Source organism: Bacteroidota bacterium, assembly GCA_018816945.1.
In the GTDB taxonomy this organism is placed as follows: Bacteria; Bacteroidota; Bacteroidia; order Bacteroidales.
Genome location: JAHIVC010000088.1, coordinates 1 through 14,152, shown reverse-complemented (window position 1 = coordinate 14,152; position 14,152 = coordinate 1). Strand labels below are relative to the sequence as shown.

8 protein-coding genes are annotated in these 14,152 nt (G+C 38.6%); 4 read left to right on the top strand and 4 right to left on the bottom strand.

From position 1 onward, the window contains the following. The first annotated feature begins 456 nt into the window (after positions 1 to 456). The 3 genes from KKG99_13410 (at position 457) to KKG99_13400 (ending at position 5,434) form a co-directional block, all read left to right on the top strand. Entirely contained in the window at positions 457 to 1,968 is a 1,512-nt protein-coding gene (locus KKG99_13410) for an acyl-CoA/acyl-ACP dehydrogenase (GenBank protein MBU1013992.1), read from the top strand. A gap of 178 nt (positions 1,969 to 2,146) precedes the next feature. Continuing rightward, on the top strand, positions 2,147 to 3,916 hold the full coding sequence (locus KKG99_13405) for a bifunctional metallophosphatase/5'-nucleotidase (GenBank protein MBU1013991.1): 1,770 nt from the start codon (positions 2,147 to 2,149) through the stop codon (positions 3,914 to 3,916). A gap of 36 nt (positions 3,917 to 3,952) precedes the next feature. Further along, positions 3,953 to 5,434 (top strand): alpha-L-fucosidase, encoded by a 1,482-nt coding sequence (locus KKG99_13400; GenBank protein MBU1013990.1) that lies wholly within the window; start codon positions 3,953 to 3,955, stop codon positions 5,432 to 5,434. Between the two features lie 80 nt (positions 5,435 to 5,514). On the opposite strand, the gene KKG99_13395 is transcribed toward KKG99_13400, so the two are convergent. After that, entirely contained in the window at positions 5,515 to 8,823 is a 3,309-nt protein-coding gene (locus KKG99_13395) for a glycosyl hydrolase (protein MBU1013989.1), read from the bottom strand. A gap of 324 nt (positions 8,824 to 9,147) precedes the next feature. On the opposite strand from KKG99_13395, the gene KKG99_13390 reads away from it, so the two are divergent. Further along, the gene (locus KKG99_13390; GenBank protein MBU1013988.1) at positions 9,148 to 9,732 is read left to right on the top strand and encodes a cysteine hydrolase; all 585 of its coding nucleotides are present in this window, start codon (positions 9,148 to 9,150) and stop codon (positions 9,730 to 9,732) included. Between the two features lie 206 nt (positions 9,733 to 9,938). Here KKG99_13390 and KKG99_13385 read toward each other — a convergent pair whose 3' ends face one another. Genes KKG99_13385 through KKG99_13375 form a run of 3 tightly spaced genes read right to left on the bottom strand, consistent with a single transcriptional unit; the run spans position 9,939 to position 13,816 of the window. Continuing rightward, complete coding sequence (locus KKG99_13385; GenBank protein ID MBU1013987.1) at positions 9,939 to 10,817, bottom strand: dimethyl sulfoxide reductase anchor subunit; 879 nt, start codon at positions 10,815 to 10,817, stop codon at positions 9,939 to 9,941. Further along, the gene (dmsB, locus tag KKG99_13380; GenBank protein MBU1013986.1) at positions 10,810 to 11,433 is read right to left on the bottom strand and encodes a dimethylsulfoxide reductase subunit B; all 624 of its coding nucleotides are present in this window, start codon (positions 11,431 to 11,433) and stop codon (positions 10,810 to 10,812) included. Before dmsB ends, KKG99_13385 begins: the two co-directional genes overlap by 8 nt. Before the next feature lies 1 nt (position 11,434). Continuing rightward, the gene (locus tag KKG99_13375; GenBank protein ID MBU1013985.1) at positions 11,435 to 13,816 is read right to left on the bottom strand and encodes a molybdopterin-dependent oxidoreductase; all 2,382 of its coding nucleotides are present in this window, start codon (positions 13,814 to 13,816) and stop codon (positions 11,435 to 11,437) included. Between the last annotated feature and the right edge of the window lie 336 nt (positions 13,817 to 14,152).

The following is a 14,152-nucleotide window of genomic DNA, read 5'->3' as shown; positions in this document are numbered from 1 at the left end:
TGTCTTCTTTGTGGTTCTTCGTGACACAGCTATTGCACAAAGTTACCCAAAGTAGCTCAAAGAGACACAAAGCAAAGAAAGATATCAATCAAATACCTTAATTTTCTTGACTTGCTGTAAACTGATTAGTTACCATTTGAGTAATAAAAAAAATTCTTAAAGTTGACAATCCCAGTAGCAAGCCATAGAGTGTTTTGCCAACTTTATTTTAACAAACTGAAAATCGAATTTTCTTTTATTAACCCCTCTGCCTTCGGCATCCCTGCCTGCGGCAAGGCAGGTCCCCTATAAGTAGGGGAGAAAATTTGGAAACCCCGATGCAAGCATCGAGGAATTTTAAGATTAAATCAATTTATTTGTTTCGATTTAATTATAACTATCTTTGTTTTTATTTATTCTAAATAAGAATAGCTTAGAAACAAACACTAAATTTGCCATACTGCTAAATAAACTGAAATGAGCATTGCTGTCATGACCAATCAAGTATCTTTTACGAGCTTCTTGAACTCCTTAAAACAAACATTTAAAAGTGCATTTTACGAAATTGATAACATCGAAGAATTTGTCCAAAAACGAGGCTTCCCTGATTTAGTTTTAAAAAAGATTATGGCCGCGAATCCATTTTCTGTGGCAATCCCAACAGTGTATGGTGGAAGAGGTGTTAAAGTTAAAGAATGCCTGGGTGTTTTGGATGCCGCTTCTTATGAATCCCTTCCATTGTCTTTGGCGTTTGGAATTAACATCGGCTTGTTTCTCGAACCCGTGGCAAAATATGCAGATGAGTCGATTAAAAAAGATATCTTTAATCGATTCATGACCCAGCAAAATATGGGCGGGCTCATGATTACTGAACCAGATCATGGAAGCGATGCACTAAACATGAAAACTACCAATGTCAAAAAAGGTCCGAATTATCATATACAAGGCACCAAGCATTGGCAAGGCTTAACGGGAATGGCCGATTACTGGCTCATGACCTCACGTCAGAAATTTAATAATGGGGATCTGGCACGTGATATTGATTTCTTTATATGCGACGAACAACAGCCCAACCAAGTAATTCAGGTTGCTGAGTATTATAACAATATAGGACTCTACCCTATTCCATATGGAAAAAATATCATCGACATACATGTGCCTGAACAATTCAAACTTAAACCTGAAACTACCGGACTTAAACTGATGATGGATTTATTGCACCGGAGTCGTTTCCAATTCCCGGGCATGGGGATGGGTTTCATCCGCAGGATGCTAGATGAGGCTATTGATCAGACTACTTCGCGATTTGTCGGAGGAAAATCTTTAATGTCACTGGATCAGGTGAAACATCAGGTTTCGCGTATTCAAAGTGCTTATACAGTTAGTTCAGCAATGTGCTCGCGAAGTGCAGGTTTTAGCGGTATTGAAAATAATCTGGCCGATTCGGCCGTAGAAGCCAACAGCATGAAAGCTTACATTACCGATTTGATGCAGGAATCAGCTCAAACACTGACCCAACTTAAGGGAGCAAATGGTTATAAAACCGAGAGTGTGGGTTCAAGGGGTATAATGGATTCCAGGCCTTTTCAAATTTTTGAAGGCTCAAACGAAATGCTTTATACCCAGATTTCGGAAATGGTAATCAAACTGATGGGGCGAAATAAAATAGCTAATCTTTCTGAATTTTTAAAAAATTACCATCTTACAGAAAACATTGCCGATTACTTTAAATCCTTGTTGGATTTTAAAGTCGACATCAACTTACAGCAGCGAAAAATTGTTGACCTGGGTAAAATTATCAGTCGTGTAATTTCTGCAAATCATGTGGCAATCTTGGGAGCAAAAGGCTTCCGGTCCGATTTAATCGGTGATAGCCTGGAAAGCATCAAACATGAAATTTCAATGTTGGTGAGTTCTTATAAATTCAAAACCACAATCTCACCAATCGAGGAATATAAAGATAAAAGCTCGTGGCTGGCATTTTGTTAAACTTTACTTTACGTGAGACATTCGTTATTTTATTGAAGTTATTTATATCTACTGCATCACTTGAAGTTATCATCATTTTTGCATCAAATAATATTTCCATCCTTGCCGATACACTCAATGCCTGTCACTTTTTTATTAAATTTACGCTCAATTGAATTCAAACGCTATCACAACAAACATGAAAAACAATTCTATAAATTCCCGCATTCTTTTAGTGGTTTTATTTTTATTCACCACACTTCTTCCACTTCAAGCTCAAACCATAAAACTTAAACTGATTGAAACCAGTGATGTTCATGGCGCACTTTTTCCATGGGATTTTATCAACAATAAGCCCACCTCTACTTCCCTTGCACAGGTTTATACTTACGTGCAAGAACAAAGAGCAGATAAGAGCCAATCTGTCATTTTGCTGGATAACGGCGATATTTTGCAGGGTCAGCCATTAGTATATTATTCAAATTTTGAAAAAACAGAAGCCGAACACATCTGTGCCCGGGTCATGAATTATATGAATTATGATGCGGCCACTGTTGGTAATCATGACATAGAAGCCGGGCATCCGGTATATGATAAATTGGTAAAAGAATTTAAGTTTCCATGGATGGCAGCTAATGCAGTGAACACAGAAACAAATCGCCCCTATTTCAAACCCTATACAATCGTCAACCGAGAGGGAATAAAAATCGCGATTCTTGGTTTGATAACCCCGGGAATTCCGATGTGGCTTCCTGAAAAAATTTGGAGTGGAATCGATTTCCAGGATATGATTTTAAGTGCCAACAAATGGGTCAAAATAATTAATGAAACAGAGCATCCCGATGTGTTAATTGGTCTTTTTCATGCCGGAATAGATGCGAATTATAATGGTCAAACGGCTGATATGGATCGAAATGAAAATGCGGCTCAGCTGGTTGCCGAACAGGTGCCCGGATTTGATGTGGTTTTCGTGGGACATGATCATAATAGTTGGAATAATTGGGTGAAAAACTCTGAAGGAAAAGATGTTTTGATACTTGGAACACTTAGTGCAGCCAGAACAGCAACCGAAGCCACCATTATTTTAAATAAAAACAAAGAATCCGGTAAATGGGAAAAAGAAACTACCGGGAATGTAATTCAAATTAAGGATTTTAAACCCGATGAAGCTTTTATGAATCAATTTGCCCCCGAAATCGAAGAAGTAAAAGCTTATGTAGCAAAACCGATCGGTACATTTACAGAAACAATTTCAACACGCGAATCCATGTTTGGTGACTCTCCTTTTGTTGATCTTATTCAACACATTCAACTTGATTTAACTAAAGCTGATGTATCCTTCGCGGCCCCACTATCATTTAATGCCGAGATTAAAAAAGGGGAAATTTATGTAAGCGATATGTTTAATTTGTACAAATTCGAAAATCTTTTATACACCATGAAAATGAGCGGACAAGAAATAAAGGATTATCTCGAATATTCATATGGACAATGGTTTAATCAAATGGATAATTCTGATGATCATTTACTTAAATTTAAGCGGGATGAGCATGGGGAAATTACGCTCTCTCACGGAAATCCTCAATTAGCCGTAAGTTATTATAATTATTCGTCCGCAGCCGGAATCAATTATACAGTTGACCTTACAAAACTGGCAGGTGAAAAAATAGTCATCTCGTCAATGTCTGATGGGAAACCCTTTGATTTAAAAAAGAATTATACCGTAGCTTTAAATTCATATCGGGGCAACGGTGGTGGTGGCCATTTAACGGTTGGTGCAAAAATTCCAGCGAATGCAATTACCGGAAGAATTATCAATTCAACGCCTAAGGATCTTCGTTACTATTTGATGAAATGGATTGAAAAGGAAAAAATTGTCTCACCTAAAGCTTCGGGCAACTGGAGCGTAATACCGAATGAATGGTGGCTAAAAGGTAAAGAAAAAGACATGAAGCTTATCTTTAAATAAGCATTCTTTTAAATTGACAGTCGAAAAATAGATAGAATGACAATATTCAGAATATTTGCACTCTTTTTTGCACTTACCTTAATAAGTGCTTGTTCGACTAATAAAAAGCCGCCTGATATCAGTTCGAATAAAGTTGTTCCATCAACTCAGCAGATTTTATATCAACAGATGGAGATGGTCGGGTTTATTCATTTTTCGATCAATACATTCACGAATAAAGAGTGGGGATATGGCGATGAAGATGAACAATTATTCAATCCAACCGAACTTGATGTGGATCAATGGGTGCAAGTTGCTAAATCCTGTGGGATAAAGGAACTGATCCTAACGGCAAAACATCACGACGGATTCTGTTTATGGCCCAGCCAATATACTGATCACAGTATCAAAAACAGCGGGTACAAAAATGGCAACGGAGATGTTGTAAAGGAATTCGTTGATGCCTGCAGAAAACATGATCTTAAGATTGGCTTATATCTTTCGCCATGGGACCGAAATCACAAAGATTACGGAAATCAAACCTACATCACTTATTACAGAAATCAATTAAAGGAATTACTTACGCAATATGGTGAAATTAATGAAATCTGGTTTGATGGAGCCAATGGCGGTAATGGGTTTTACGGCGGTGCAAATGAGACCAGAAAAATTGATAATAAAACTTACTATGATTGGGATGGAACCATAAAACTGGTGAAAGAATTACAACCGAATATTTTAATATTCTCTGACAGTGGACCGGATATTCGATGGGTAGGGAATGAAAATGGATCGGCAGGTGAAACATTTTGGTCGACCATTAATCGGAATAAAATAAGAACCGGGGCGGCTGACGTTAATTATCTGAACACTGGTGAGTCTGAAGGTAGCAATTGGATTGTTGGTCAGTGCGATGTTTCGATCCGGCCCGGATGGTTTTACCATGAAGCTGAAGATACTCTGGTGAAATCGTCTCAGGAACTGGTTGATATTTATTATAAATCGGTTGGCAGAAATGCGGTATTCCTGCTTAATCTGCCCCCCGATAAAACGGGTAATATCCAATCAAATGATGTGAAGGCTATTCAGGAATTTAAAAAGATTATTGATGACACTTTTAAAGTCAATTTGGCATCGAATGCTGAATGTAATGCTGATAATTTCAGGTTAACCAATGAAAAATTTGCTCCAAAAAATGCACTTGATGAAGACCCGGAAACTTACTGGGCAACGGATGACAGTATTAGCTCTGCCGAACTGATCATCGATTTAAAAAACAAAACTGATTTTGACCGGATACTGATCCAGGAACCGATTAAGTTTGGACAGCGGATCAGTAAATTCGAGGTTCAAGTTTATAATCAAAATAATTGGGAAACAGTATTTGAAGGGACGACCATTGGCTATAAAAGATTGATCAGGATTAAACCTGTTACCGTATCGAAGATAAAGTTGAAAATCATTGAGGCAAATAATATTCCGGCAATTTCTAATTTCAGCCTATTCAAATCATCTGAGAAAGAAACGGCAAGTTTCTAGTTTACTTTCCAAAAAAAAATAAGGGATGGCGTCCCTAATGGGACGCCATCCCTCGTTTACACTATCAAAACCAAAATTGTTTATTTACTCCAATCCGGCAATCGGCCTTTGGTTACTGGCGCATTCATGGTTCCAAGTTTTTGATCCATCTTTTCGAATTCAGTTTTTAAGGCTTTTACTTCTTCCAAAATGGGGGCAAACTCATCGGCAGCAATTTCGTAATTACGCTTTGATGAACCGGGCACGTTTGATGTAGAACCGATGATATCATAAATGGCACTTCCGGCTCTCCTGTTTAAAGCGTACGGTGCATCCAGATCAAGCTCTCCGTATGTTCTGTCACCATTCAATTTTATCCTAACTGCTTCGAGTTTATCCTCAAGCACGATAACTTCTTTTAATAACTGAACCGCTTTTTCACCTGCAAATGCTTTGGTCGCAGCTTTGTATGGTGCAATCCGATCATTCAATTCCCTGATCACCGCAGAAGTTGCTCCAAGCGCTTCAACCAATTTAACTGCTTTTTGTTTAAAGGCTGCCAGTTCCTTTCGGTCCTTTGCAGGAAGCGTCCTATTATTTAATTCATTAATTTTAAATGAAATAGGGCCGGACAGTTGGGCAATTTCGCCTTTTACATTTTTTGCCAGGCTTACTCTATAGGTTCCAGGTATAACAAAAATCCCGGATGACTCTAATCCCTTTGTTTGTGCAGCATCGCTTGCATCAACTGTATTCATTGCAGGATATTGCATATCCCAAATGATTTTATTCAATCCTTTTTTAACAGAACTTCTTAGTTCTCTAACGAAATTTCCATCCTCATCAGTGATGGTAAAAATCAGGTATGATGGAAACTCCTTGCCTTCTGCTTTGAATTCTTCCATGCTTGGATAAGGGATATTCTCACCTTCCTTGAATGCTTTGGCTTCACGTTTGGTTCGCTCTGCTTTCAAACTAATCACATCCTCTTTTATCCAATAAGTAAAAATGGCTCCTTTTTCAGGATTTGGGGCACTAAAATAATCTTCTCCCTGAAATCCTTTTTCTTCACTTCCCAAACCACCTAAAGGTTTCCAGGTATTAAACATCAAAGCATCTTTAACTGCAAACAAATGTCCATCTTTGCTTGCCAGTTCCTGGCTTAATTCGCGTAATGGTGCATAGTTATCCAAGATGTAAAAACCTCTTCCAAATGTTGCCACTACCAAATCGTTCTCGCGTTCCTGAATCATCATATCCCTGACATTGGCTGTTGGAATGCCTGCTTTTAGCGCTTTCCAGTTTTGTCCGCCATCCAGCGTTACAAAAACACCATATTCGGTTCCCGCAAATAAAATATTGGCATTAACATGATCTTGTTCTAAAGCATAAACAGAGCCTTTTTCAGGAAGATTAGCTGAAATATTTACCCAGGTACTGCCCTGATCTGTGCTCTTATAAATATAAGGTTTGAAGTCGCCCGCTTTATGATTATTGAAGGCTGCATATACAGTATTTACATCATGCTTGGATGCTAGAAGATCGTAAACATAGGTATATTCAGGTACTCCGGGAAATTGGTTAATTTGTCTCCAGGTTTTACCATCATCATCGGTAATGTTGATCTGACCGTCATCAGTTCCGGCATAAAGCAATCCTGCCTTTAATCTGGACTCATCCAGTGATACACAAGCACCATATCGGGAAGTAGAACCATTTTTTGCAATGGCATCCATGGGCCAAATTTTACCCATTACCGGCCATAAATTACGATCTATATTCCGATCTAGTTCTCCGCTAATCACTTCCCAGGAATCACCCCGATCTGTGCTTTTAAAGAGTTTATTGGCAGCAAAATAAATGGTTATTCCGTGTGGACTGACCAATAATGGTGCATCCCAATTCCAGTTATATTCTGCTTCGCCTTTACCCGGTTTTGGTTGAATTGACACCGATTCACCACTTCTTTTATCAAATCGATCAAGATTTCCATACTGAGATTGGGTATAAACAATATTAGGATCTATAGGGTCTGCTCCTGATTCGAAACCATCACCGGTCGATGTTACGATCCAATCGGACGTTACGATTCCATGTGCACTAATATTTTGAGATGGGCCTAATAAACTGTAGTTATCCTGGGTTCCTCCCATCACATTATAAAATGGCAGGGCATTATCGACATGTACCTTATAGAACTGAGTTACAGGTAAATTTGTGAAAAATCTCCAATTTTGCCCATCATCAAATGATTCATAAAGACCACCGTCTCCACCTTCAAGGGTATGAAGTGGGTTTTTTGGGTCGATCCATAAAGCATGGTTATCCCAATGTTTGCTTTTCTCGCCGCGGTTTCTGAATGTTTTACCTCCATCATCAGAGATCAAAGTGAAAACATTCATTATGTAAACACGATTTGGGTTTACCGGATCTGCAATTACTTCCTGATAATAATTTCCACTGGTAACCGTATTGCTCATTTTTTCCCATGAAGCTCCCCGATTGGTACTTTTAAAAAATCCGGATTGACCTACTTTGGCTTCAACCACGGCATATAAAATTTCCGGATCGGCAGGCGAAATGTCCATTCCAATTCTACCTTTGTCACCACTTGGTAATCCTTTATTGATCTTAATCCAGTTTTTACCTGCATCTGTTGATTTATAAATTCCTGATTCAGGACCTCCACCAAGATAAGTCCATTGGCGGCGCTGACGTTGGTGAGCAGTTGCATAAAGTACTTTAGAATCTCTTGGATCCATATGGATTTCATTAAATCCGGTGTACTCGCTCACTTCTAAAACCTTTTCCCATGTTTTTCCACCATCAATTGTTTTATAGATGCCTCGATCGCCACCTGCACTCCAAACCGGGCCATAAGCTGCAACATAAACAATATCCGAATTATTGGGGTCAATAGTAATCATTCCGATATGCTCAGATTTTTCTAAACCAACTTTTTCCCAACTGGCTCCTCCATCAATGGTTTTATATAGCCCATCACCATATGATAAACTTCGCTGATTATTATTTTCACCTGTTCCAACCCATACTATATTGTGATTATTCGGGTCCATTGCTAAACAACCAATGGAATAAGAACCTTGATCGTCGAAAACGGGAGTGAAAGTGATTCCCCCATTTGTGGTTTTCCACACTCCACCTGCTGCTGCTGCAACATAAAATTCACTGTTATTTTCAGGATTAACCGCTAAATCAGACAGTCGACCTGAAGTTAGCGCAGGCCCAATACTCCTGAATTTAAAAGTATTGAGCGAAAAGTCTTTTAAGACATCGGTTTGTTCTTTATCCTGTTTTTTATTCTTTTTGCTTTGCTGCGCCTGACTAACAGGAACAATGGTCATGATGGCCAGCAAAGAAATTAAAATGTTAAGTTTTAAGGTTTTCATCAGCTAATAATTTTACATTAAACTTGCCTGCAGCAAGCACGTTGATCGGATGCGTATCGCATATGATGTTTTCATCCTTATTTATGTTTAACGAATATGCTCGTTTCATCATATTAAAGTTATTTTTTGAGGAGGAAAGTTACAATATTTTTCAAAATAGAACATTGTTGTTTCTGGCACTATTTGTTGTAAAAAAATGTAATTTCGTAGATATTTTACGACTGAGTATAGCTGGCATATTCTTAAATTCAAGTTTTTTCACTGATGAAACAAATATAAAAATTCATAAAACTATTTTTAAACTAAATCACTAAATCAAAGATCATGAAGATACATTTAATTTTTAGTCTGTTACTTTTAACAAGCCTTTCACCTTCACTAATTTCACAGGAGCAAAAAGATAAAACAGCTCTTATCATTATCGACATCCAGGAGTTCTATTATCCCGGCGGATCTTCTGAATTATTCGAACCTGAGGCAGCAGGTAAAAAAGCCCGACAAGTTCTTGAGCGATTCCGGGAAAACGGAGATCTCGTAATTCATGTTCGCCATAATGCTGCAAAAGGGGGAGATATTCATAAGGATGTTGCCCCTATTGAAGGAGAAAAAGTGATTAGCAAAGATCAGGTAAATAGCTTTCGCGATACCGATTTGTTAGCTTATCTGAAAGAAAATAATATTACTGATTTGGTTTTGGTTGGCATGCAAACCAACATGTGCCTCGAAGCTGCAACCCGTGCCGGTGCTGACTACGGCTTTAAATGCACCGTTATTGAAGATGCCTGCGCAACCAAGGATCAAAAATTCGGGGATCACTTGGTTAAAGCCAAAGATGTTCATTATGTGGCATTGGCAACCTTGAGAGCCTATGCTAAAATTACGAATACTGAAACTTATTTGGGGAAATAGGATGATTTTTAACTCGTTTTATTTTGATATATAGTAGTCATTAAGTGGTAATTCAGTAGTCATTCAGTAGTAATAAGTGGTAATACAATAGTTATGTGATTGAAATACAATAGTGTAAAATCATGAACACTCAAACACTTAAACACGTTAACACTTTAACACGTTAACACTTTAACACTCAAACTGTCTTATCTGTAAATCTCAGTCTATACTCCAACCCTGAAGTAACTGATATAAAACTGATACCTACCAATAACTTCAGCAGATAAAATAATGAAGGAAATAACATAGAATATTAATTTAAATTCTTCAAAACTCATACCGGGCCGTGAAATAATTTTAATGAGATAAATTAATCCAAACATTGCGATAAGCAACAAAACCATCCTAATGACAAAAAGTATAAAGAATACCCCATGATTATATTCCATTTGTTCGATGCCTGTGAATTTGTATCGAGATAATTGATAATGATGGTATCCCGACGCAAATAAAATAATGATAACAACGATCAGCATAAAAAGGAATATGTTTGACAAAAAAGTTTGTCCCATCGAATCGGAATTCAGAAAATTGATCAGCATAATCATTCCAACCGAGCTTAATAAAAACGCAGAACCAATAAAACTTAGTGGTGTAAAAAAGGTATTCCAACTTGGAACTGTTTTAATCATATAGATCCCAGACATGGCCAGAACGAGCAATATTCCGCTTATCATACTAAAAATCATAAAAAATCGTGAAAGGCTAACGGGCCAATCCATGGATCTGCTTATTAAAAATAATAGAATCCCAAATCCGAACATGAAGAGGGTAAGTATTTCCCTGCTAATCCATGAACCTCGCAAATTATTTAGAGAATGATAAGAATGCAGCGGGCTGCCGAGGTGTAAAAAAGAAATTAGTGTCGCGAAGACTATCAGTATTAAGATGATTAATTCGGGTGATCGCAAACTTAAACCGGCAGTAAAGCCTGAAAAAAGTGATTGATGCATAAAATACACAAAGCCTAAAGCCAATACCAGGCCTACACTTAGTTGGCTCAATAATGTAAACGAGATTAATGACCATTCACCATTATGCATGTTTGACTTCCTCCATATTTACAACTTCAGGATTTATTTTTTTAGCCATATCGGCATCTTTATGAGGGTTCATAACAAATGATGGCCGGGTGATTTCAGGATTTGGTAAGGGATAGATATGTTCCTTTTCTCCATATTTTTCAACCAATTTCGTGTATTCTCCAAAATCCAGACTTCGTGTCGGGCAAGCATCCACACAGCTTGGGGTTTTTCCTTGATCAACATAGTCGATACATAAATCACATTTTCCCATCACCCCCTTTTCTTCGCTGAATTGAGGGGCCCCATAAGGACAAACCCAAGAACAATATTTACAACCCAAACAAATACTTTGATCGATCGTCACAATACCATCTTCCCGTTTCTGAATAGCTGAAGAAGGGCAATTTTTCATACAAATCGGGTCCTCGCAATGATTACACGAAAGTGAAATATTGTAAGCATAAATATGAGGTACCCAGGCATTTCCTTTTTGTTCCCAATCTCCTCCGCTTACTTCATAAACACGTCGCCAAAGCGTGCCAAGTGCAAGATCATTCTTGTCCTTACAAGCTACCTGACAAGTCTTGCAGCCTGAGCAATTACGCGAATCGAAATAAAAAGATAATCTCTCCATGTTATGCTTTAAATTTAACGGCCTCAGCCATGATTGTATGCTGTGCGTTGCCAAAGGCCATTGGCGTCCATCGCTCAGAAGTCAATGTATTTATTGATCCTCCTACATCATTCCCATCTTTATCCGGTTTCCACCATGCACCTTGTGGGATTGAAATCACCCCCGGCATAATTCTTCTTGTAATCCGGCAAGGAAGAACCAACGCTCCCCTATCATTATAAACTTTCAACAGGTCGCCATCCTTCACTTTTCGCGTTTTTGCATCTATTTCATTGATAAAAATTCGCTGAGGAAATGCTTCGCTTAACCAATTGTTATTGTCATGTGTTGAATGTACCCTTGGCATATAATGAGGTCCGATTACCTGCAATGGAAATTTTTCAGCTTCAGCGCCAAACGGACTTTCCCACTCCTGAATATATTTTGGAACAGCAGGAATTTCGGCAGGATTATTTTTCTCAAATAACTGTTTCGAAAAAATTTCAATTTTACCGGATTCGGTCTGTAAAGGATATTTTTCAGGATCATTTCTGAAATCGATAAAGGCAACTTTAGGTTCAGTGACAGGAAGTGAATAAACACCTACATTGCTTTCTTCCATTTCTGCTAAAGTTGGAATATCAGGAAAACGAGATGATTTATAAACTCCAATCAAATGTTCGATCCATTGTTTTTCATCGCGTCCCTGAGTATATTCTTCTCCATTTCCTAGTTTTTCGGCAATTGCGGCACAGATGGCATAATCACTTTTTGTTTCCCAGGGTGTTTCCAAAATTTGAGGTTGTAAAATTAACTCATCCCCATATTTCCAGCCATCTTCCATTCCCCAGGTTTCAAACTGAGTGCAGGCAGGAAGTAAAAGATCAGCAAATTGCGCAGTAGCTGTTAAAAAATTATCCTGAACCACAAAAAATTCAACTTTCGACTCATCTTTGATTATTTCGATGGAACGGTTTATATTTCCATGCTGGTTAATGATAGCATTTGAAGCAACCGCCCAAATCATTTTAATATCCGTACTTAATCGATCAACGCCGGTCACGCCATCTTCAGCTCCCATACCTTTCCCACGGATGACAGCTTCTGACCATAAAAAACATGGAATTTTCGCCTTAACAGGATTTTTCAAGGTAGGGAAAACATTCCAGAATGGGCCACCATCATCTGCCTGAAGTGCGATACCGCTGGCCCATCCTCCTGAAATCCCGACATTAGCGGTTATGGCAGCAAGCACACAACCTCCACGAACAACTTGTTCGCCATAGGCACGTCGCTGCATTCCATATCCCTGATAAAGCATGGCGGGTTTTGTATTGGCATATTCCCTGGCAATTCTGGCAATGGTTTCCTTCGGAATACCTGTAATTTCTTCAGCCCATTCGGGAGTTTTAGGATGATGATCCCGGATTCCGAGGATATATTCTTTATAATTTTCTTCTTTTTCGAAACCTTCCGGCATTTGATTTTCATCAAAACCAATGCAATATTTGGAGATAAAATGCTTATCCAATAAATCTTCCGTTATCATCACATAAGCCATCGCACTCATCATGGCCATATCAGTTCCCGGACGAATTGGAATCCATTCATCAGCCAGCGAAACCGCACTCATGGTCATCCGTGGATCAATGCAAACCAGTTTTGCTCCATTTTCGCGGGCCTTACGCAAAAAATATTCCGTATTTGTTCCGTCTCGCAGCTCGGCAGGATTCCATCCCCACATTAATATGTATTTGCAGTTGAGCCAGTCCTGACGCTGATTTCCGGTGACCCTGGTTCCATAAACTGTTGGTGTAGCCTGATTAATGCACGCCCAACTATACGAATTGTAGTAACCAAGCGCACCACCGTACATATTAAGTAATCGATCGGCAGGCCATTTTCCGCAAGTTTGATTATATCCACCCGTTCCGTATGGAATATATAAAGCTTCATTGCCGTATTTCTCTTTAATTCGATTGATATTTTCAGCCATCAGATTCGTAGCTTCGTCCCAGCTAATACGTTCAAATTTCCCCTCTCCCCGCTTTCCAACCCTTTTCATTGGATATTTTAAACGATCCACATGATTCTGACGTGGACGGTAACCACGACCACGAATACAGGCCCTTAATTGCGGATCACTGATATCATCTCCGGGACGATCATCCGTTTCAATTCGGGTGATGACGCCCTCTTTAACATAAACTTTTAGCAAACATCTGCCACCGCAATTGTGCGAAGGACACCCTACCCGAACCATTTTTTCGTCTCCCGAAAATGTGGAGGCAAGTTTCTTGATTTGTTCCGAAGTCATCAGTTTAGCGAGCAAGGATTTACCCGCAATTATTCCACCAGAACCCAATGCACTAATTTTTATAAATTTTCGCCTTTCCACAAACAATCAATTTAATAAATAGAAATCTGATCAAGAAGATGTAAAATTAGAAAAAACAGTATTCCAATTTATGCTGGTTGCTAATATGAACTTATTCTTAATTACAAACCGTTTTCCTCTTTAAGGGAGGACATCCTCTTGAGGATATTGCCCTACTTGACGAATTGCCAAGCACAATGGTTTGGGATGGCGTTGTGATTTGGGGTGTGTCGTCCTAAAAAAAGTTTACAGATTAAACATTTAAAGTTACTGATTTTTTATAATAGTTTTTCCATCTTCTTTTTAGTTTTCCTGATGTTAAATGTGCTTGTTCAGGAGTCAGCATATTACAGCTAAGATGCG